The organism is Cobetia sp. 1CM21F, from assembly GCF_023161745.1.
Lineage (GTDB): Bacteria > Pseudomonadota > Gammaproteobacteria > Pseudomonadales > Halomonadaceae > Cobetia > Cobetia amphilecti.
On the sequence record NZ_JALNTQ010000003.1, the window covers coordinates 325,242 to 344,931 of the forward strand.

General features: G+C 63.3%; 15 protein-coding genes and 1 tRNA gene. 10 read left to right on the forward strand and 6 right to left on the reverse strand.

Annotated features, from left to right (window positions below; all coding sequences use genetic code 11):
* Window positions 1–117: 117 nt before the first annotated feature.
* Entirely contained in the window at window positions 118–822 is a 705-nt protein-coding gene (locus MSG32_RS12695; RefSeq protein WP_248380008.1) for a hypothetical protein, read from the reverse strand.
* 251 nt (window positions 823–1,073) lie between these two features.
* Between MSG32_RS12695 and MSG32_RS12700 the strand changes: the two genes are divergently transcribed.
* Window positions 1,074–1,150: transfer RNA gene (locus tag MSG32_RS12700), tRNA-Ile, on the forward strand.
* A gap of 263 nt (window positions 1,151–1,413) precedes the next feature.
* Here MSG32_RS12700 and MSG32_RS12705 read toward each other — a convergent pair.
* The gene (locus tag MSG32_RS12705; protein ID WP_248380010.1) at window positions 1,414–1,971 is read right to left on the reverse strand and encodes a PRC-barrel domain containing protein; all 558 of its coding nucleotides are present in this window, start codon (window positions 1,969–1,971) and stop codon (window positions 1,414–1,416) included.
* Window positions 1,972–2,639: 668 nt separating this feature from the next.
* On the opposite strand from MSG32_RS12705, the gene MSG32_RS12710 reads away from it, so the two are divergent.
* From MSG32_RS12710 to MSG32_RS12720, 3 genes are all read left to right on the forward strand, one after another.
* Window positions 2,640–3,053: a hypothetical protein gene (locus tag MSG32_RS12710; protein ID WP_159055792.1), complete on the forward strand. Its 414-nt coding sequence runs from the start codon at window positions 2,640–2,642 to the stop codon at window positions 3,051–3,053.
* A 643-nt stretch (window positions 3,054–3,696) separates the two neighbouring features.
* Complete coding sequence (locus MSG32_RS12715) at window positions 3,697–4,011, forward strand: hypothetical protein (RefSeq protein WP_043333132.1); 315 nt, start codon at window positions 3,697–3,699, stop codon at window positions 4,009–4,011.
* A 236-nt stretch (window positions 4,012–4,247) separates the two neighbouring features.
* A complete protein-coding gene (locus tag MSG32_RS12720) occupies window positions 4,248–4,475 on the forward strand; it encodes a hypothetical protein (protein WP_054555349.1) in 228 nt (75 codons plus the stop codon).
* Window positions 4,476–4,622: 147 nt separating this feature from the next.
* Here MSG32_RS12720 and MSG32_RS12725 read toward each other — a convergent pair whose 3' ends face one another.
* Window positions 4,623–6,236, reverse strand: a complete 1,614-nt coding sequence (locus tag MSG32_RS12725) for a peptidoglycan DD-metalloendopeptidase family protein (RefSeq protein WP_248380012.1) — start codon at window positions 6,234–6,236, stop codon at window positions 4,623–4,625.
* A 509-nt stretch (window positions 6,237–6,745) separates the two neighbouring features.
* Here MSG32_RS12725 and MSG32_RS12730 point away from each other — a divergent pair.
* Window positions 6,746–7,651 (forward strand): LysR family transcriptional regulator, encoded by a 906-nt coding sequence (locus MSG32_RS12730; RefSeq protein WP_175090186.1) that lies wholly within the window; start codon window positions 6,746–6,748, stop codon window positions 7,649–7,651.
* Window positions 7,652–7,807: 156 nt separating this feature from the next.
* Window positions 7,808–8,818 carry a glutathione S-transferase family protein gene (locus MSG32_RS12735; RefSeq protein WP_248380014.1) on the forward strand — a complete coding sequence of 337 codons (1,011 nt, stop codon included), beginning with the start codon at window positions 7,808–7,810 and terminating at the stop codon, window positions 8,816–8,818.
* An 86-nt stretch (window positions 8,819–8,904) separates the two neighbouring features.
* Here MSG32_RS12735 and MSG32_RS12740 read toward each other — a convergent pair whose 3' ends face one another.
* The gene (locus MSG32_RS12740; RefSeq protein ID WP_084589335.1) at window positions 8,905–9,426 is read right to left on the reverse strand and encodes a YaiI/YqxD family protein; all 522 of its coding nucleotides are present in this window, start codon (window positions 9,424–9,426) and stop codon (window positions 8,905–8,907) included.
* Between the two features lie 591 nt (window positions 9,427–10,017).
* On the opposite strand from MSG32_RS12740, the gene MSG32_RS12745 reads away from it, so the two are divergent.
* The 3 genes from MSG32_RS12745 to MSG32_RS12755 all read left to right on the forward strand — a co-directional run bounded on the left by MSG32_RS12745 (window position 10,018) and on the right by MSG32_RS12755 (window position 13,275).
* On the forward strand, window positions 10,018–11,724 hold the full coding sequence (locus tag MSG32_RS12745; RefSeq protein ID WP_043333127.1) for a DEAD/DEAH box helicase: 1,707 nt from the start codon (window positions 10,018–10,020) through the stop codon (window positions 11,722–11,724).
* Window positions 11,725–11,893: 169 nt separating this feature from the next.
* On the forward strand, window positions 11,894–12,466 hold the full coding sequence (locus tag MSG32_RS12750; protein WP_248380021.1) for a hypothetical protein: 573 nt from the start codon (window positions 11,894–11,896) through the stop codon (window positions 12,464–12,466).
* A 53-nt stretch (window positions 12,467–12,519) separates the two neighbouring features.
* Window positions 12,520–13,275: an endonuclease V gene (locus tag MSG32_RS12755; protein ID WP_248380024.1), complete on the forward strand. Its 756-nt coding sequence runs from the start codon at window positions 12,520–12,522 to the stop codon at window positions 13,273–13,275.
* 49 nt (window positions 13,276–13,324) lie between these two features.
* Here the strand turns inward: MSG32_RS12755 and MSG32_RS12760 are convergent, their stop codons facing one another.
* Window positions 13,325–16,915: an AAA family ATPase gene (locus MSG32_RS12760; RefSeq protein WP_248380026.1), complete on the reverse strand. Its 3,591-nt coding sequence runs from the start codon at window positions 16,913–16,915 to the stop codon at window positions 13,325–13,327.
* Window positions 16,912–18,330, reverse strand: a complete 1,419-nt coding sequence (locus tag MSG32_RS12765) for an exonuclease SbcCD subunit D C-terminal domain-containing protein (protein ID WP_248380028.1) — start codon at window positions 18,328–18,330, stop codon at window positions 16,912–16,914. Before MSG32_RS12765 ends, MSG32_RS12760 begins: the two co-directional genes overlap by 4 nt.
* Before the next feature lie 421 nt (window positions 18,331–18,751).
* Between MSG32_RS12765 and MSG32_RS12770 the strand changes: the two genes are divergently transcribed.
* A complete protein-coding gene (locus tag MSG32_RS12770; RefSeq protein WP_248380037.1) occupies window positions 18,752–19,171 on the forward strand; it encodes a DUF1499 domain-containing protein in 420 nt (139 codons plus the stop codon).
* Window positions 19,172–19,690 lie beyond the last annotated feature (519 nt).

The window sequence follows — 19,690 nt, forward strand, 5'->3', positions numbered from 1 at the left end:
GTCATCCTCGGCTGCTACCGACACAAAAAAACCGCCCCGTGGGGCGGTTCTGATGACGCGATGCGCAGGCTCGCGATTGGGTCGCGCTCGCTTGGCGGCGTCGCGCTGTGCTGAAGGTTACTGGTCGACCATCTCGCCCTGCAGCGTGACGGGAATGTCGCCTACCAGCTTGCCGTAGCCCAGCAGGTTGAGCAGGGTGCTGCCGACCTGATTCCTGGCGACTTCTGCACTGTCCAGTGAAATGGGGTCGGCGTTGATGAAGGTCAGGTGGGTGGCATCCTGACGGGTGACCTCCAGTGGCAGGGTCTCGCGGTGGGTGCGGTTGCCATCGGTTGCCGAGAAGGGCACCTGCATGCGCGTCGTCTGACCGGGCTCCAGCGCCGCGATGGCCAGCGGATCAAGATTCAGGGTCAGCGTGGCCAGGCGCATCTGGCTGACGCCGGACAGCCACGGCGGCAGCTCGCCGACCTTGTCGAGCAGATCGGTCTGTCCGACGCTCAAGGGAATGCTCATCTTGCCGTCATCTCCCACGGTGCCGCTCAGGCCATTGAGATGATGCACGTGCTCCACATTGCCCTGGCTGCCCTGCGCGGTCAGCGTCGCGGTAGCGCCGCTGCTGTCGGGCACCAGCTGCCAGGCGGCCTGTGTCGGCAGGCTGACACCGATGCCACTCATGGCGAAGGCCAGTGCCGCGGCCTTGATCGGGGCGCCGAAGCGGCTTTTGGCGGCTGTGGTGGTGAGGCGGCTGGCGGGTTTGCCGGTCGAGCGACGCGCAAGCGTGCGACTCAGGGCGCGGGTCCAGCGAGAGAAAGGCAATGACATGTCATGACTCCTGATGGCCAGGGGCTTGATCGGGCGAGGCCCGCCATGAGCGCCTGGAAAAGATTCGATGCTGCAGATGGGACATTGGACAGGCGGCGGCTCCAAGGGTTCGCGACACTCGTCGCAGCCGCAGGCTGACGGGGATGATCAACGCACATCTCGCGTCGCAGCCGAGAGGGGAGAATCGCTATGTTGTTGAGTTTTCGGGCTTTCCCGAGGCTCATGCTTTCGCTATCATATGCGCGCTGCATGGGCCCATAGCTCAGTTGGTTAGAGCACTCGACTCATAATCGATTGGTCGCAGGTTCAAGTCCTGCTGGGCCCACCATGCATGCCTGCCAGTGGGGTTACATTCAGCTGATGCTAAAAAGCTCCAGTGCCCCGACAAGTCGCCAATGGCGGCTTTTTTTGTGCCTGTCACTCCGGCCTCTCTTGCTGTTCTTTCTTTCCCTTCTTTCCCCCCGCCAGTGCATCAATGGCGTGATTTCTCGTGGTCCTGAACCATGAACGCCCCATGCCGTGGGGCATGAGGCGTTTTCCTCTGCATTGGCGAGGATCATCCGATTCGGGTGATCTCTTGCAGGGTCGCTATCACTGAGTCTCTTCTGCCATTTCCTGCTCAGTGTCATTGGCGGCACCGCTGATGGCGTTGCCGGCGGTGGTCAGCGCATTGGCGGTCGCTTGACGAGTGTCCTGCCAGGCGCTGGCAGCGGTGTTCTTGGTTTCATCCCAGGCCGCTGCGGCGCTCTTGCGCGTGTCCTGCCACCAGTCGGTGGTGTAGTTCGGCTGCTGCTCGAACTCGCTCACATCCATGTCGAGGTGGATGCGATATTCCAGGGCATCCAGATCATCACCCTGTTCGGTCTCGAGGGTGAACTTGCCCGTTTCCACGACGTACTGGTTCTCGTCCAGCCCCATGGAGTCATCGCTTTCGACGACCAGAGCGGCGACCTGCATGTTGTCGTCGAGCAGGATGTCCTCGACTTCACCGATCACGTTGTTGTCATCGTTCTGCAGGTAGACATCGGCATCCATCAGCTCATCTGCGGAGTAGAGCCCCTGCGGACTGGCCATGGCCATGCTGGTAGTGGACAGCAGCGTGGTCGCGGTGATCGCACCCAGAATCTGTTTGCGGTTCATATTGCTCATGCCGTACTCCTTGCGTGTTGAATCGGTACTTCTGGTCCGGTCCCTCAAGCGCTTCCTTCTCGCTCGTGGCGCAAATGATTCGCCAGAACCATGACCCTACCCACTGAGATCCTGACGAGACCGACAAGTTTCAAGGGGGTGAAAGAAAAACTTGTACGAGAATTCCTCTGTCTGTCACATGCAAGGTGTAAAGGGGCAATGTCGTCGTGCCACGAGAGTGACCTTTCTGGTGCTTCGTACCTGTCGCGAACAGGCCGCCCGCAAGCGCTCTGTCAGCAGGGCCTGACGAAGGGTTCGAGTAGAGGGGGCGAGCAGGGAGGTGAGGTGCTGAAGGATTGCATGGATATCAATGCTCACGCCGTTCAAGGCAAGAAGTCGAGACAAGGCACGTGGATATGCCGCAATCAGCGCGCGTTCAAGGCTTTTTCTGCTCGCTGATTGGCTGCCTGAAGAGTGGAGCAGGATGTTTTTACACGTCAAAAGAGGCTTTTTTGTAGCGAAGTGTTACACGGCTCTGGCGGGGCGCTCTCGTGCCACAGCGGGCGCATGGGGAGAGGTAAACGCTTGATCAGCGCACACGAAAACGCCTGCCAATGCGTCTACATTAGCTATACAGATACGTTCTGATACGCGTTAAAACTTGTACACGGTTTTGGAAGTGTCTAACTTTGCAACTGTCGAAGCACGGCGGGGCAGGCAGGAGATCACCTGATACAACATTGATGGAGCCGCAGAGCCGCTTTTTCAATCCCTTGTCAGGTTGCCGCAAGTTTTCACATCGTCATGCCGCCCGCTCCACCGGTTTCGAGCACAAGGTTTTCATCATGGATCCAATGGAGGGCATCGAGATGAACACAGTACGCAAGGTTCCCATGGAGTGTTCACGCTGTGGCAGCAACCGGGTTCACCTCGAAGATTCCCCGGCAGATGATGACATCGTCAGTTGTGCAGAATGTGATGAGTTTCTGGGTGTCTGGTTCATGTTGCGTGATCGCCTTGAAGTCAGTGCCCGCAAGCGAGCTGCGATTGACCCGGCCCTGATGGCGCAGAAGGTGGTCCAGCAGCTGGATGCATCGGCCTGAAGCAAGCGCCTGTAAGGTCCAGTGTTCGCCAGTGCGTGTGAGGGCGCACAAGAATTTTTACCTCAGTGCCAGTCGGATTCGTTGTTTCGCCCTGGTCGCGGGCTTGTTGCCCTAGGCAACGAAACTGAATGTCTGGCACTGCAGGTGGAGTCGAGATTTCCGTGATACCGCTGACGACTGTTCAGCGTCCTGGTCGACCTGCGGCGAGCCGCGTTGCTTCCGAGATAGGTCCTGTTCTGCCTGAGAGTGTTTTCCCGGCCTTTGGTCGGGATTTTTTTGGCTTCAAGCCCATGAATACCCGTCTGACGCCCGTCTGAAGAACGGTGCGGCGGACACCCCCTGATCTGGTATGCGTTTGATCTGCGTCATTCGCGAGGTGTTATCAGACTGTAAGATAGTGCTGTCAGACTCTTGCCGGTCGCGCTGCCATGAAGTGTGTTCCGCGCTCTGCGCGATACCTTCCGCAGCCGTGAGCGCAGAGACTGACCAGCGATAAAATTGTGGCATCTAACCGAAAGTGCAATGGAGTCTGTCGTTATCTGTCTCCATCATGCGCACGCAAACCGAGCCACGTCTTGATGTTTTCTGTACTGAGAATCTGGTCATGACATCGTCATCTTTTGCGTCGAAAAGGAGTTCGCGCATGTTTACCCCATCAGTCCCGACCCGTAATGGCCCTCAGTGTCCCGAATGCAACGAAGCGCTGGATTGGCCTGCCCGTGATCTGCCGGATGATCACATCCTCAAGTGCCCCAACGGCCATGCGTTGTGTTCGATGGGCGATTTTCGCCTGGCGGCACGAGAGATGGCGCTGCAGGAAGAGTTCCGCCTGACGCGTGATGGCGCCAGGTCACACGGCCAGCACCGTGTGCCGGAGCGCCCCGTCGCACGCATGTCCAACACCGCAAGTCACGGCACCAGTCATGAGTCGCTTGCCGGCAGCATCAGCGCCGCGTGACACCTGTCTGTTCGCGCCTGCCCCTCAAGCCCCGGCCACCGTGCCGGGGCTTTGCGTCTGAGCGTAGTGCCGGGCAGTGCCTGGGCGAGGTAGCTCGGTGAGGTAGCTCGAGCCGAATGACAAGCGACTCCCCGCCAGCGGGGTTGCATGCCGTGTGAGTGGCCCCATGTCTTGGGGAGACGCCAATCGACCAGCCTCAAGGCGAGCGGCCCAGACACCGAACAGGAGAATGCTTCATGTCAGATCTTTCCGAGGAACTGCGTATTCCCAAGCCGTGCCCGGACTGTGGCAGCCAGCGAGTCCGCGTCTCGCAGGTCCACAATCCAGACGACAAGGTGTTCTGTGCATCCTGCGGTACCTACGTCTGTCTGTATGCCGATGTGGCCAAGATGCGAGAGGAGGGCGCGAGCAGCGAAGCGGAAGAGCTGCTGGAGCAGGCGTCCAACAAGGGCATGAAGAAGTGACCTGATCTCTGGCCGAGACACCGACAAAAGAAAAGGCCCCCCACCGTGAGGTGAGGGGCCTTTTCTTTTGTCGGGCACATTACATGTCAGGCGTATTTCATGTCAGACGCAGGCCCTGTGCTTGCGGGCCCGCGCCTGGGTTCGCGTCTAGCTCTCGTCACCCTGGCTTGGGGTAGAGGCCTTGGCGATGGCGCCAGTGTTGTCGGCGGCTTCCAGCTTGGCCAGCATGTTCTCTGACTGACGCTTGAAGTTGGCGAGCGCCTTGCCGGACAGAGACTTGTTGTTCGGCAGCTGAACGCGCATGGCATCGACCTGGCGGTTGTTGACCATCACCTCATAGTGCAGGTGCGGGCCGGTGGAGCGGCCGGTGTTGCCTGACAGGGCGATCTTTTCACCCATGGTCACGCGCTCACCTTTCTTGACCAGCGGGCGTGACAGGTGCAGATAACGGGTCTTGTAGCCGTTGTCCATGCGCAGCACCAGATAGCGACCGGCCAGCGGATGATTGCCGACCAGCTCGACGACGCCATCCGCGGTGGAAAGCACCGGCGTGCCGATGCGCACCGCGAAGTCAGTGCCCTTGTGCGGGCTGATGCGTCCGGTCACCGGATGGCGACGGCTGAGGTTGAACGGCGAGCTGATGCGCGCCTTGTGCGCCAGCGGATAGCGATTGAAGGCCGGGTCGAGGCCCTTGCCATCAGGGGTGTAGTAGCGGCCGTCGCTGCTGTTGCGCACTACGGTCAGTGACTTGCGAGACCCTTCATAGCGTGCGGCGAGGATGCGGGAATCCATGCTGGTGCCGTCGATCATGTCGGACTCGACCAGCACCTGGAACTTGTCACCCTTGCGCGTATCGCGACGGAAATCGATCTTCTTGCCCAGCACCTGGGTCAGCTGGCTGACTTCCGCGACGCCCAGGCCAGTGGCTTCCGCTGACAGGGAGAAGCTGCCACTGACCGTACCGGCGAACATGCGCTGAGTGGCCTGGGTCGCTTTCTCGATCTTGGCGACATTGAAGCTTTCACCGCCGGCCTCACGCTTGACCATGAAGCCGCGACGCGCGTCCTTCATGATGCGCAACGCCAGCAGGTTGCCATCTTCATCCAGTTTGTAATCGAAGCTGTCGCCGATGCGCCAATGCGTCAGCACGCGCTTGTCAGGCAGCGCCTTGAGGATGCGCGTGGTTTCGCTGTAGCCAAGGCCCAGCGAGCGCTCCGCCATCACGGCGAAGGTATCGCCGGCCTGCACGGTATAGGTCTGCCACTCGGGCACATAGACTTCCTCGGCCGCCAGCTCGGTCTGCAGCGTCGGGCTTTCGCCGAGCTCGACCGGGTCGACGGAGAGGTCGTCATAGGAGGTGCCGCCGGCCTGTTCGTCGGTCGCGGTGCCGATGACGGCTTCTGCGGTCTTCACTGCCGCCGGCGCCAGTGCCACGATCGGGCCTGCCGTCTGGCTGTCGGGATGATAGTTGGCATCCGTCAGCAGCGTCGGCATGTCGAAATCGATGGCGACGATCTCGCTGGGCGTCAGCGCTGCCAGCGGAATGTCACCGGAGGCCGAGCTGGCCGCTGTCTGATTGGCGAGCTGCGCCGGGCTCAGGGGAGACTGAGCGTCATCGGCGGCAGCAATCGCCAGCGGCAGCTTGGCCGGGGTGCTGGAATTTGCACTGGCCAGGTCGATGGCGATGGACTGTGAGGCCGTAGAGACATCAGGAGCATCGAATGTTTCGAGAAGCTTGTGAGCACCCAGCACGGTAACCATGGTGGCAACAGGTAAAAGAAGATACTTGTGCGCGCGAGGGAGCGAATGAAGGATTCGCAGCATATGTGACCGATAAAGTTATGTGAAATGAAAAGATGGCAACAATGAGGCATTCGAACCTTAACCAAGGTTCCCATCGTTCGATAGGCTGGACGCATGTCCAGTATGAGTAATTCAACCCTGTTTAGATCATTGACGGCGCAATTGGCGGTACCGGCAACATGAGGTCTGGCGAAAATAGCGCCATTTTTGCTTAGGAAACGCTGTTCAGGCAGTAAATCCTGCTTGGTGTTAAATTTTGTAAAGTTACGCAAAATAGCGTATTTGGCCTCCTGCATTTCAGAGGATGCCGTCCTGATGTCCGAGGATTGCGACCAGATGTCGGGAGTCTGACAGCACAGAATGCTCTTTTGCTCCCGTCGGGTTGCAGTATCAGGTGTCTGGTTTTTTGCGTCTGGCATGTCACGATTGCCCCGTGCACTCCCGCACGCCCCGCAAGAGGAATCCCGATGTCGTCACGCGTGACACTGGCTCAGTGGCAGATGCTGGCCGCCGTGGTGGACCACGGCAGCTTCGCGCGCGCGGCGGCCGCGATCCACAAGAGCCCCTCGACCCTGAATCACGCCGTGCATCGCCTGGAGGCCTTGCTGGGCGTGCAGGTGCTGGAGCCGGTCGGGCGCAATGTCCGGCTGACCGAGGCGGGTGAATTGCTGCTGCGCCGGGCGCGTCAGCTGATCGAGAATGCGCGGGCACTCGAGGATGTGGCCGATGCGTTGTCGGAAGGCATGGAGAGCGAGATCGCCATCGCGGTGGATCAGCTGTTTCCGCCGGATGTGCTGGCACGGGCGCTGGAAGCCTTCTCGACGGCCTACCCGCAGGTGCGTGTCCAGCTGCACGAGACGACGCTGACCGGCGGGCGCGAGCTGTTCGAGGAGAAGGAAGCGGACCTGTTGATCAGCGGCTTGATGCTGGATGGCCATCTCGGCACCCCGTTGCTGCGTGAAACCTTCATCGCCGTGGCAGCGCCGGGGCACCCGCTGCACGCCCTCGGACGGCCGCTGGATCTGCGTGATCTCGTGCAGCATCGCCAGCTGGTGGTGCGCGACAGCAGCCGTTCCAGCGGCATGGATGCCGGCTGGCTCAAGGCCGAGGCGCGCTGGACGGTGAGCCACCTGGCCACGTCAGTCGATCTTGCCGAACGCGGACTGGGCTTCGCCTGGCTACCCCGTACCCGCATGAGCGAGGCCCTGGCCCGAGGGCGGCTGCTGCCACTGCCGCTGGCCAATGGCGGCGAACGCGAAGTGTCGCTGATGCTCTATCTGCCGGACGATGATCGCGCGGGCCCTGCCGTCCGCGCGATGAAGGCGCAGCTGCACGCTGCCGTCGAGCAGGAGGCCAGCGAGCGGCGCTCCTGAAAGCGTATAGGGTCTGAAAAGCGTGAGGGCTTGAGAAGAGCGCGCGGCGTGATCGTTCGAGAAACTCGATCGTTGCCACGCAGTGAATTCGCTTGCGCTGTCGCGCTTGGCTCTTAGGCTGGTGGCATCCCCTCAGCCATATAAGGAGCGTGCAAGATGGGCTTACTGGTCGACGGCAAGTGGCAGGATCGCTGGTATGACACCGACAGCACCGGCGGTGAATTCAAGCGCGAGAGCGCGCGGCTCAGGGATTGGGTCGTGGCGCCCGATGCCCCGCTCGAGGGGCCGCAGGGACAAGCGGCCGTGCCCGCCAGCGCAGACCGCTTCCATCTCTATGTCTCGCTGGCCTGCCCGTGGGCGCACCGCGCGCTGATCATGCGCTCTCTCAAGGGGCTCAAGCCGCTGGTCGGCATGTCCTACACCAGCCCCTTGATGCTCGAACATGGCTGGAGCTATCTCGAGGAAGAAGGCTCCAGCGGTGATCCGATCAATGGCGTGCGCTATCACCACCAGCTCTACACCCTGACCGACCCGCACTACACCGGCCGTGTCACCGTGCCGGCGCTGTGGGACAAGCAGACCGGTCGCATCGTCAACAACGAGTCGGCGGAGCTGGTGCGCATCTTCAATGACGCCTTCGATTCGCTGACCGGCAATGATCTGGACTTCTATCCGGAGGACCTGCGCGGCGAGATCGATGCCATCAATGCCGAGGTCTATGACAAGGTCAACAATGGCGTCTACAAGACAGGCTTCGCCACGCGGCAGGAGGTCTACGAGCGCCACTTCACGGCGCTGTTCGAGTGCCTGGATTCACTGGAGCGCCGGCTGGCCGACTCGCGCTATCTTACCGGTGAATGGCTGACCGAAGCCGACATCCGCCTGTTCACCACCCTGATCCGCTTCGATGCCGTCTACTTCGGGCACTTCAAGTGCAATCAGCGCCGTATCGCCGACTATCCCAATCTCTCGCACTATCTGCGCGAGCTGTATCAGTGGCCGGGCATCGCCGAGACCTGCGATCTTGCGCATATCAAGACCCACTATTACGCCAGTCAGCAGACCATCAATCCCACCGCTATCGTGCCGCTCGGCCCGAGCCTGGCGCTCGACGCTCCCCATGACCGCGAGCGTCTGCCGGGCCAGGGCATTCGCCGTCACGCCTGAGATATTGAAGCCTGAGTTGATGGCGCCCGAGTTGGTGGCGCCCGAGTTGGTGGCGCCCGAGTTGATGACGAGCAGCGGCGGTTGGGTCAGGCGCGCGGTGTCGGGCGTCTGATCTTCGCCAGCCAGCGGTCCAGTGCATTGCCGAAGTCGCGTTGCTCGCGCTGGCCGTAGGCGGACGGGCCGCCGGTGTGCTCGCCGCTGGAGCGCATGCTCTCCATGAAGTCGCGCATCTGCACCTTGGCGCGAATGTTGTTGCTGTCCAGCGCCTCGCCGCGGGTCGTCATCACCAGTGCGCCTTTCTCGATCGCTTCCAGCGCCAGCGGCAGGTCGGAGGTGATCACCATGTCACCGGGGTGGGCGCGCTCGACGATCAACTGATCGGCAGCATCTGCCCCTTGTGGAACCGACAGCGCCTTGACGTGCATCGAGCGCGGCAGCGGCACCTGATGGTTGGCGACGAACCAGGTGGGGGTCGCGGTGCGTTCCGCCGCGCGCACCAGGATGTCACGCGCGGCGCGCGGACAGGCATCGGCGTCGACCCACAGCGTGGTGACATGCTCGGCGGGATGTTGTGGGGAGGGGGCGTCATGGTCTTGCGCGTCAGTCATGCAGGCTCCTGTCAGGTGGCTGTTCAGCGAGTCGTGATGGCGGGGCGCATGCCTGCCCGAGGGCGGCCGGCCTGCGACCAAGGTCAAAAGAAAGGATGCAGAATGCGTGAGAGGCTGCTAGAATGCCAGCTCCTCGCATGTAGTGACCCACCATCCTGAGTAGCCGAGCCCGACGTGATCGCCGTTTCTTGTGGCCATCAGCCGGTATTTCGCGCCTCCCGGACCGCGTGGCGTAGCTTGCCCCAGCCATCCGTGACCCCTCGATTCGATCGATGTCCGGCCGCCGCGATGCAAGACCCGTCCCTGTCCACAGTGTGCATGATGGAGCGCCCCGAGACTCTGAGTAGAAGAGCCTCTGGTTGCTGTACGGTCGCCGCAGCGTTGTGCCTGAAAGTGGAATTGCGTCCACCTTCAGAGCAACCCGGGCCCGTCCATGCCAAGACGTCCAGCACTCGTACGTTTTTTCTGATGATGCCAGCGCCTCGTGCCTGACTGCATCGCCAGACGGAGCCCTTACGCTTCGTGTCGGTTCAACCCGACCCATTCTTCAGCTGCAAGCCTTACTTGTAGCCATTTAGGTGTGAGATATACATGACCACGACTTCCGTCGTCGATCGCTTCAGCGATCTTGCCCTGCTGCCTGCCGTCCTGACCTCTCTCGAGAAGCTGGGCTACGAAACTCCGTCCCCGATCCAGGCTCAGACCATCCCGAGTCTGCTCGAAGGCCGTGACATGATCGGCCAGGCACAGACGGGTACCGGCAAGACCGCTGCCTTTGCACTCCCGCTGTTGACCCGTCTGGACCTCGACCGCCGTGAACCGCAGGTTCTCGTGCTGGCCCCGACCCGTGAGCTGGCCCAACAGGTCGCCGTCAACTTCACACGTTACGGTCAGTTCATGCGTGGCCTGGAAGTGGCCACTCTCTGCGGTGGTCAGGACTACCGCGAGCAGATGCGTAGCCTCAAGAGCGGCGCGCAGATCGTCGTCGGCACCCCGGGTCGTGTCATCGACCACCTGGACCGCAAGAGCCTGAACCTGAACGGCCTGAAAGCCCTCGTGCTGGATGAAGCCGATGAGATGCTGCGCATGGGCTTCATCGATGACGTCAAGCGCGTCGTCGCCGATACCCCGAAGGAAGCGCAGCGCGTCTTCTTCTCCGCGACGCTGCCGACCGAGATCGAGCGTATCGTCAACCGCTACCTGGTTGATCCGGTCAAGGTTGCCATCAAGTCCGAATCACGTACCGCTTCCACCATCGAACAGATGATGGTGCGTGTCGAAGGCGGCGCCAAGCTGGAAGCGCTGTCCCGTCTGCTGGAAGTCGAGACCGTCGATGCGGCCATCGTCTTCGTGCGTACTCGTGCCGCCTGTACCACTGTCGTCGAACAGCTGATCGCTCGCGGTATCTCCGCGGCAGCACTGTCCGGTGATCTGGACCAGTCCCTGCGCGAGCGCACCGTGACTCGCCTGAAGCGTGGCAAGGTCGACGTGCTGGTCGCGACCGACGTCGCCGCTCGTGGTCTGGACGTGGCGCGTATCACCCACGTCTTCAACTACGACCTGCCGGGTGACAGCGAATCCTTCGTCCACCGTACTGGCCGTACTGGCCGTGCCGGTCGTGAAGGTCGCGCCATCACCTTCGTCAGCGGTCGCGAAATGCGCAAGGTTCGCTGGATGGAGCAGGCCCTGGGCCAGCGCATCACCGAACGCCAGCTGCCGAGCGAAGAAGAGATCCGTGGCCACCGTGACGCCGCCTTCCGTGCTCGCGTCGTCGAAGCCCTGGGCAGCAGCTCCAACGGTCACCGCGCTCTGGTCCAGAGCCTGGTCGAAGAAGGTCACGATCCGGTCGAGCTGGCCGCTGTCTTCGTCAAGATGGCTCGCGCCGAAGAGACGCCGATCCAGTCTCTGCCGAAGCCGGGTGCGCGTCGCAACGAGCGTTCCGAGCGCGGTGAGCGCACCGAGCGTCCGGAACGCGGTGAGCGTCGCAACTCCGCGCCGGTCGCGCGTGAAGGCATGAAGCTCTACCGTGTGGCCGTCGGCCATCGTGACGGCGTCAAGCCGGGCCAGCTGGTTGGCGCTCTCGCCAACGAAGGCGGCATCGAAGGTTCACGCATCGGTCGCATCGACATCCGCAACACGCACAGTGTCGTGGAACTGCCGAGCGGTCTGCCGACCAGCATCGTGTCCAAGATGGCGCGTGCTCGCGTCGCTGGCCGCCCGCTGGAACTGGCAGAAGACGGTGCGGGCGCTCGTCCGCAGCGCCGTGAAGGTGGCAACGACGACCGTCGTCGCGCCTGATCAGGCCTGAGTCGGGTCAGCACTGATCGCAGTGCTGGCCACGGCTTCTGAAAAGACCGGTACCTCTCACGAGGTGCCGGTTTTTTTGTGCCTGGACGAAAGGCGTCACCGGGGCTGGTATTCTGTGCTTGCGTAGCTCCACCGCCCATCATTTCCCGAGGATGCCCACATGATCTCTTCACTCGATGCCTTGCGCCGTGGCCTGCAGGCCACGCCTGCCCGCCAGCTGATGCTGTGCGCTCTGCTGGCGACCCCTTGGCTGCCACTCAGTGCGGCCCACGCCGAATCCGGCATGCCGGCCAGCAGTGCCACGCCGGAGATTCGCGTCCCGCTGGTCTCGCTGGAGGCCCTGCGTCTGGCGCCGGTGGTGTCACCGCAGGGCGAGGCGCTGGGCAAGGTCGAGGATGTGCTCAGTGATACGCGTGGTCAGATCCATCGCCTGCTGATTCGCCCTGACGGCGGTGACAAGGCGGCCAGCATCGACTTCGCGCGCTTCACCCGTGAGGCGGTCAGTGACCCGCTGGCGGCCGCGGCGCCCGGCGACATCCGTTACCGGCTGGTGCTCGACATGACGCCGGAGCAGCTGACGGCCCGCGCGGACCAGCCGCTTTCCAATCGCCTGTCACGCCAGCTGGAACGCAGCATGGGGGAGGTCGGCAACGGACTGGACACCTTCCGCAATCAGGCGGCGGAGGTGCTGCGTTCACTGGGCAAGCAGCTTGAAGGTGAGGGCGATCGATAGCATCTGAGAGAGAGAGACCCGCAACCACCGTGAGGGAATGCATGAGTGAGTGGATGACAGCACTGCACGATTGGAATCTCGACCCTGCCGCCGCCGTTGCCAAGCAACGCGAAATGGCCACTCGACTGACGTTGGCGCCGCCCTGGGGGGCAAGCCCCGGCGAGTGGCCAGCGACCATCACCGGTGTCGATATCGGCTTCGAGGATGGGGGCGAGGTGACACGCGCGGTGGTGGTTACACTGGATCTGGCGACGCTGGAGCCCCTCGAGCAGCAGCTGATCCGCCAGCCGACACGCATGCCGTATATTCCGGGCTTGCTGTCGTTTCGGGAGCTGCCCGCCGCCATCGCTGCCCTCGAGTCACTGGAGCGTGCGCCCGAATGCCTGATGGTGGACGGTCATGGCATCGCGCACCCGCGCCGCCTGGGCGTGGCGGCGCATCTCGGCCTGTGGTGTGACCTGCCATCCTTCGGCGTGGCCAAGAAGCGTCTGTGCGGCAAGCATGGTGAACCGGGCGATGAGCGCGGCGACTGGGTCGCGCTGACCGATCGCGTGCGTGAGGCGGATGGCGAGCTCGGCATCATCGAGAATAGCGAGCTGCCCAAACGCGAACAGCGCAGCCAGCTGGGTGCCGTGCTGCGCTCGCGCGCGAAGGTCAAGCCGGTGTTCGTCTCGCCGGGCCAGCGCATGAACCTGGACACAGCGCTGGCGATGACCCTGCACTGTCTGGGCAAGACCAAGCTGCCCGAGCCGACCCGACTGGCGGACCAGCTTGCCAGCCGCCGCCTCAAGCGACTTCGCGATACCTAGCTGCCTCAAGCGGCTACGCTGAACCCGGCTTCGTGACGCTTGGCCGCCGCTAGCCTTCGATCTCCAGTCGGCTCTGGCCGTTGCCCGAGGGTCGCACCGCGATACGCACTGGAATGCGTTCATGCATCTCGGCCACATGCGAGATGACCCCGACGCGACGGCCGCTGGCCTGCAGGCCATCCAACGCCTCCATCGCCAAGGCCAGCGAATCCGGGTCGAGGCTGCCGAAGCCTTCATCGATGAACAGCGATTCGATGCGCAGCTCACCGGAGGCCATGCCCGCCAGGCCCAGCGCCAGCGCCAGCGAGACCAGGAAGGTCTCGCCGCCGGACAGCGAATGCACGCTGCGCAGCTCGTCACCCATCTCGGTATCCACCACCACCAGTCCCAGCGGGCTGGCGCCGCGCGCCAGACGATAGCGGCGAACCAGATTGGCCAGATGCAGATTGGCATGCTCGATCAGACGCTCGAGATTGAAGGCCTGGGCGATGGTGCGGAACTTGGCACCACTGGCACTGCCGATCAGCTCCGACAGCGCGCCCCAGCGCTCATGGACTGCGCGAGCGCGGGCCAGCTGCTCGCCAAGTTCGGCGCTGCCGCTGCGGCGCTGATCATCATTGAGTATCGCCGCCTGCGCCGATTGATGGGCCTCGCGCACGGCAGTGAGCGGTGTCTTGAGCGCCGCGATCAAAGTGGCCAACGCCTCGCCAAGCGCGTGGGTGTCTTCCTCGGGCTGTGGCTGCGCATGCTCCGGCTCTCCAGCGGCATCTTCTTGCGAGGGTTGCGCATGAGCCTGCAAGCGAGCATGCAGCGCCAGGGCCTGCTGGGCCTGGGCGCGAATGACGCCCGTCTCTTCCGTACCTGAAGCTCCGTCTCCTGCGGTGCCTTCTCTCGCCGTGCCTTCTCTCGCCGGACCTTCTCCAGCGGTACCTGCTCCTGACGTCTCCACGGCGGGCGCTGCCAGCTGTTCGAGTCCTGCCAGCTGCTCGAGTACCGTCTGCCAGCTGGAGGTCCGAGCGGCCTGCCAGTGTTTGAGCTGACGCGCATTGCGCTCCTCACACAGGGCATCCGCGCGTGCGACGCGCTCGTGGGCGCTGCGCAGTTGCTGGCGCAGTGCCTGCAGTTCGTGATCCTCGACGGCCACCAACTCCGCGATGCGTGCGTCATCCAGGCCGGGATTCGCTGTCTGCCAATGGGCGCGTTCGCGGTCGAGCGAGTCTTGCTCCTCGCGCAGCTCCGTCTGGCGTTGCTGCAGGTTGGCCTGCTGCTGCGTCAGCTGCTGTTGCTGGTCGCTCAACTCCTGCAGTGCCTGCCGCGCATCCTCTTGCTCGTTGCGCATCCGGGTGGTCAGCGACTCGATCCAGTCGGACCAGTCGCTCACGCTGGCATGCTGTCGCTTGGGGTCTGCGCTAAGCTGCTGGGCAAGCGTGGCTCTGAGCTGCTCGATCTCGCGCGCAAGCGCAGTGATCTGCGACTTGCACTGTTGAAGCTGCGCCTCGCCATGCTGGCATTGCGTCGTCAGCGTGGCGTGGCGTGTTGCCAGTGCCTGGCGTTGCTCACGCAGCGGCGTCAGCTGACGCAGTGTCGTCACCAGCGTGTTCTGGCGGGCGTCCAGTTCCCCAAGGCGCTGCTCGATCAGTTGCAGTGCGTGGGCAGCCGGCAGCTGCGGCAAGGGTGCAAGCTGGGGTTGCTCTGACAGCGAGTGCCGGGCCAGAAGCTCGGCCAGATTCGTCTGGCAGCTCTGCGCCTGCTGCTGCAGGCGTTGCAGCTCCGTGTGCAGCTGAGTCTGTTCCTGCTGCAGATAGCCGAGCTGCTGCTCGAGGCGGGCGTGCTCGTGACTGGCCGTCTCCATGGCTTGCTGTGCGGTGGCCGTGGCCTGGCGGCGCTGGTCAAGACGCTCGCGGGCCTGCTGTTCCAGCTGAGCGATCAGCGCCTCGGCCGGTGCGGCCTGGCCGGCGGCGGGGTGCTCGTGGCTGCCGCACACCGGGCACTCCTCGCCCTGGACCAGCCCACGGCGCAGCGCCATCACGTTGTCGCTGCGTGCCAGACGCTCCTGCTCCTGCTGGCGGCGTTCGGCGTCCTCCTCGTGACGCGCCTGATCACGGGCCTGCAATGCCTGCACCTGCCGGGCAGCCACATCCCGCAACGCCTGTTGCTGCCGGGGCAGCTGCTGCTCCAGCTCGACAAGACGCTGCTGCACCTCATCACGGCGAGCCAGACCACTGATCTGCTCGCTGAGTACGGGCTTGAGCTCCAGTAGTGCATCGCGCTGACGTTGCAGTTGGTCACGATAATCTTCGGCATCGCGCAGCGGCTGGCCCGACTCGTCGACCAGCGTCGCCTGCAGCTGCTGGAGTTGCTGCTCCAGCTGCTGGCGCTGGCGATCCTGTGCCTCCAGCTCCTGCTGATGTTGTCCGAGCGTGTCGCGCAGGCGTTGTTGTTCACTCTGCTGGCTGGCGTGTGCTTCGCGTTGTTGCGCCAGTCGCGAGGCCACCTGACGTGCCTCTTCAAGTTTCGGCAGTTGCTCGCCACGCCAGGTCTCACAGCGCTGCATGCGTTCATCGGCGGTGTGCCTGGCGGCTCTGGCCTGCTCAACCCTGGGTGACAGGGCGCCAAGCTGCTGCTCCAGCTGGGCCAGTTGCGTGGCCAGCTGCGCATGCTGCGGCGCGATCGCCGTGAGACGCAGCAGGGCAGGGCGAATCGGCGCGAGGGCTTCCAGGGCGCTGAGTTGCTCGCGCTGACGGGAAAGCCCATTGCTGGCGGCGTGAGCCTCGGTCTGTTCCTGCTGCGCCTGACGCAGAGCCTGTTCGAGTTCGCCCGCCGTGGTGGTCCACTGGTGATAGGCCGTCAGTGCATCATGCTGTTCGCTGAGCCGGGTCATGGCCGTCTGGCGCAGGCGGACCTCCTCCTCGAGCGCCTGGCGTTCCTGCGGGCTGGCCGGCAGCTGGCCTTCCAGCTTGCGCTCCAGTTCATTGACGGCCTCGCGGGCGGCGCGCTCGCGCTCATGGGCGGCCATCGAGATCTCGGAGTAATGGCCGGTATCGGTCAGCTTCTCCAGCAACTCCGAGCGTTCGTTGTCATTGGCGCGCAGGAAGGCGCTGAACTCGCTCTGCGCCAGCAGTACGGCGCGGGTGAACTGCTCGAAATTCAGCCCCAGCCTGTCGATGATCAACGCCTTGGCGTCATTGCTGGTGGTGTTGAGGGTCTGAGCCGGCAGGGTGTCATCGCCGGCGGGCAGCAACTGGAGATGTTGCTTGGCATTCTGCAGGCGCCCGCCGGGCTTGCTGCGCGCGCGGCTGACCGTCCAGCTGGCGCGATAGCGCAGGCCATCGCGGCCGATGAAATCCACCTCGGCCTTGCCTTCGCCGCAGCCACGCCGGAGCAGGCTGCGCGGGTCCTTGAGCGTCAACTGATGCTCGCCGACATCCTCCAGCTGGCCGCCACTCGGCGTCTGGCGCAGGCGCGGCGTGGTGCCATAGAGCGCCAGACACAGGGCATCGAGCAGCGTGCTCTTGCCGGCCCCGGTGGGGCCGGTGATGGCGAACAGGCCGGCATCGGATAGCGGCGCCTTCTCGAAGTCGACTTCATGTGCGCCGGCCAGCGACGCCAGGTTGTCGAGGCGCAGGGCGAGAATCTTCATGCCTGACCTCCCTTGGCCTTGTCTGCCGAAGCTTTCTTGTCTATCGAAGCCGCCTTGTCGGCCTTGCGAGCGGGTCGGGTGGCCGACTCGCCTTCGAGGCGCGTCTCGCGCGCGGCCTCGACCTCCTCGAGCAGCTGGGCGAAATCCTCGATCAGCGCCGGGTCCGGCTCACTGTCATAGGTGGCGCGATAATGACGCTCGAACAGCCCCATCGGCCCCAGCTCATCGAGCTTCACGCCCTTCGGCGCGCGATGCTCGACACTGGGGGCCGGGTAGCGGGTGACCAGCTTGATCAGACGCAGCGGCGCGCCTTCAAGCAGTGCCTCGATGCGGGCGCGCAGGTCGATCAGCGGGGCTTCCAGCTGCACGGTCACTTCCAGCCACGGCCAGCGTGTCGGCTCGAGATCTGCTTGCGCCTCGGCGACCAGCGCCGTGAGCTGGGTGGTGATCTCGGCCAGGGGCGCAGGCCCGACGCGCGTGAGCGCGACATGGCAGGGCACGCGATGCTCCGCGACCTTCTCCAGGCTTTCATTGTTGAGCGTGACATCGAGGATGCGGTGGCCGTAGTCGACCTCGGAGAAGTCCATCGCCAGCGGCGTGCCGCAATAGCGGATGCGCTCCTCGCCGCCCACGCGTTGCGGGCGATGCAGGTGGCCCAGCGCCACATAGGCGATGTCGTCGGGGAACAGGCTGGTCGAGAGCGCCTCTTCGCCGCCCATCAGGATCGGGCGCTCGCTGTTCTCGGACACCTCGCCGTCACGCATGTGGGCATGGCCCATGGCGATCAGCGCCTCGCCGGGCTGGCGGGCGGCGCGCGCAGCACTGACCAGCTGCTGGTGCACGCGGGCCACGCCGTCGCGGTAGGCCTCGCTGCGGGTGCGTTCGGCCTTGCCTGCTGCTTGCCCTTCCTGCTCGGTTTGTTCGCCACTGCTCAGGCCGGTGACCTCGGCTGGGCGCAGGAAGGGTACCGCCAGGCACAGGGCGCGGCGCTTGCCGTCACGATCATGCAGGGGCACCAGCAGATGCTGGCAGTCGAGACTGTGGGCATCGCCGCCGTCGGCGGAGTCATCCACCCAGCGCACGCGCCCCAGCGCATGGGTCTTGAGACGTGCCAGCAACGCGGCCGGCAGCTCGATGCGGGAGCCGGAATCGTGATTGCCGGCGATCATCACGATCCCCAGCGCCGCGTCCTGCTCGTGGGCGCGCACGATGAAGTCGTAGAGCAGCTCCTGGGCGGCCAGGCTCGGGTTGACCACATCGAACAGGTCTCCGGCGATCAGCAGCGCATCCGGCGCCAGAGTCTTGAGCTGCCCGAGCAGCCAGTCGAGAAAGGCAGCATGCTCGACGTGACGGCTCTGGCCGTGAAAGCTCTGGCCGAGATGCCAGTCGGAAGTGTGCAGAAAGCGGAAGCTCACGTTGGGGTCCTTGCGAAGTCGTCTGGCCGGCGGCTGGGGCTGGGGCTGCTTATGGGACAAAGCCGAGCCGGGTGAAATGCTGCCCAGTGTACGGTCTGGCTTCGCTGGGGCGGAAGAGGGCACGGACTCAAGCCGCTCAAGGTGCGGCGCATTATCAGGCAGATGATCTGGATCAAGGCCTTCCACGGGCAAAATCGACAAAAGTCGCTACGCTGAAAGTCGAGGCCCTTGTCATTCATCGACAAGCCCACGCGATGGCAGCGTGTGGGAGTTGCCTCAGCGAATCACATCAGCGGAGAAGCCCGCATGGGGCTTTCTTGCGCACAGTCTTCGCAAAGTCTTCAAGCTGACTTGGATAACAATCAGGCTGGTGACAGAGGATGCTGTTACCGACGCCCAGAGATGACAGGAAGGATTCGAAATGCGCCAAGGTCTTTTTGCTTCACCTCGTCCCGACAATCTCGGCCTGCATGATGGCATGCTGGCTCCGGCCCCCAGTACCCCCAACGGGGTCAGTTCCCAGGCCACTGACAGCAAGCATTATGTCGCGCCACTCCCGATGCCGCAGGATTGCTGCGTCAGTGCGATGGAGAAGTTGCACGGCATCATAGAATCGATGGGCCATGCTGAAATCGTCAGCGAAGATGGCGGCTATCTGCACGCCGAGTTCCACACCCCCGTACTGGGCTTCGTCGATGATGTGGAAATCGTCTGCAATGAAGAGGAGGGGGTCTGTCATGTGCGCAGCGTCTCGCGCAGAGGGCATTCCGATCTCGGCAAGAACCGCCAGCGGGTCGAGGACATTCGCCAACGCCTGGAAGGCTGGGGCTACTGCTGCTGACGCTTGTCGATGAACCTGAGCCTGAATCCAGGTCTCGGGCGTCGCTCGGCAGGCGCGGGAAGATGACTCACTGCATGACACCCACCACATCCCTCATTGCTTGAACTGCACAGGATGACGTCCACCACCCCGGTCCGCCTTCTCGAGGCGCCGGGGTTTTTCATGCCAACTCTTGGCAAGGTCGGCGTGATTTCCCGCAAGACCCCTGCCAAACAGTGAGCGAACGCTACCCAGCCAAGGTCGCCTTTGCTACTCTGGACGCGATACATGAGACGCATGATTGCATCGATCTGTATTGTGTTTTTTGCAATACAGTGATGCGTCGTACGCTGGCAGGATTCCGCATGATCGCCACGCCTCCGGGGCAACCCCGGTGCTTTCAGTCATCATCAGCACGACTTCCGCTCCGTGACCGATGATGTCTCTCGGTTGGATGATGTCTTTCGATTCGATGATGTCTCTCGACAGGATGATGTCTCTCGATTCGATGATGTCTTTCGACAGGATGATGTCTCCCCG

Coding starts and splice junctions, on each gene's coding strand:
- MSG32_RS12760 (WP_248380026.1), bottom strand. CDS start 16,915: ATGAAGATTCTCGCCCTGCGCCTCGACAACCTGGCGTCGCTGGCCGGC.
- MSG32_RS12770 (WP_248380037.1), top strand. CDS start 18,752: ATGCGCCAAGGTCTTTTTGCTTCACCTCGTCCCGACAATCTCGGCCTG.
- MSG32_RS12745 (WP_043333127.1), top strand. CDS start 10,018: ATGACCACGACTTCCGTCGTCGATCGCTTCAGCGATCTTGCCCTGCTG.
- MSG32_RS12715 (WP_043333132.1), top strand. CDS start 3,697: ATGTTTACCCCATCAGTCCCGACCCGTAATGGCCCTCAGTGTCCCGAA.
- MSG32_RS12705 (WP_248380010.1), bottom strand. CDS start 1,971: ATGAGCAATATGAACCGCAAACAGATTCTGGGTGCGATCACCGCGACC.
- MSG32_RS12750 (WP_248380021.1), top strand. CDS start 11,894: ATGATCTCTTCACTCGATGCCTTGCGCCGTGGCCTGCAGGCCACGCCT.
- MSG32_RS12730 (WP_175090186.1), top strand. CDS start 6,746: ATGTCGTCACGCGTGACACTGGCTCAGTGGCAGATGCTGGCCGCCGTG.
- MSG32_RS12695 (WP_248380008.1), bottom strand. CDS start 822: ATGTCATTGCCTTTCTCTCGCTGGACCCGCGCCCTGAGTCGCACGCTT.
- MSG32_RS12720 (WP_054555349.1), top strand. CDS start 4,248: ATGTCAGATCTTTCCGAGGAACTGCGTATTCCCAAGCCGTGCCCGGAC.
- MSG32_RS12735 (WP_248380014.1), top strand. CDS start 7,808: ATGGGCTTACTGGTCGACGGCAAGTGGCAGGATCGCTGGTATGACACC.
- MSG32_RS12755 (WP_248380024.1), top strand. CDS start 12,520: ATGACAGCACTGCACGATTGGAATCTCGACCCTGCCGCCGCCGTTGCC.
- MSG32_RS12725 (WP_248380012.1), bottom strand. CDS start 6,236: ATGGTTACCGTGCTGGGTGCTCACAAGCTTCTCGAAACATTCGATGCT.
- MSG32_RS12740 (WP_084589335.1), bottom strand. CDS start 9,426: ATGACTGACGCGCAAGACCATGACGCCCCCTCCCCACAACATCCCGCC.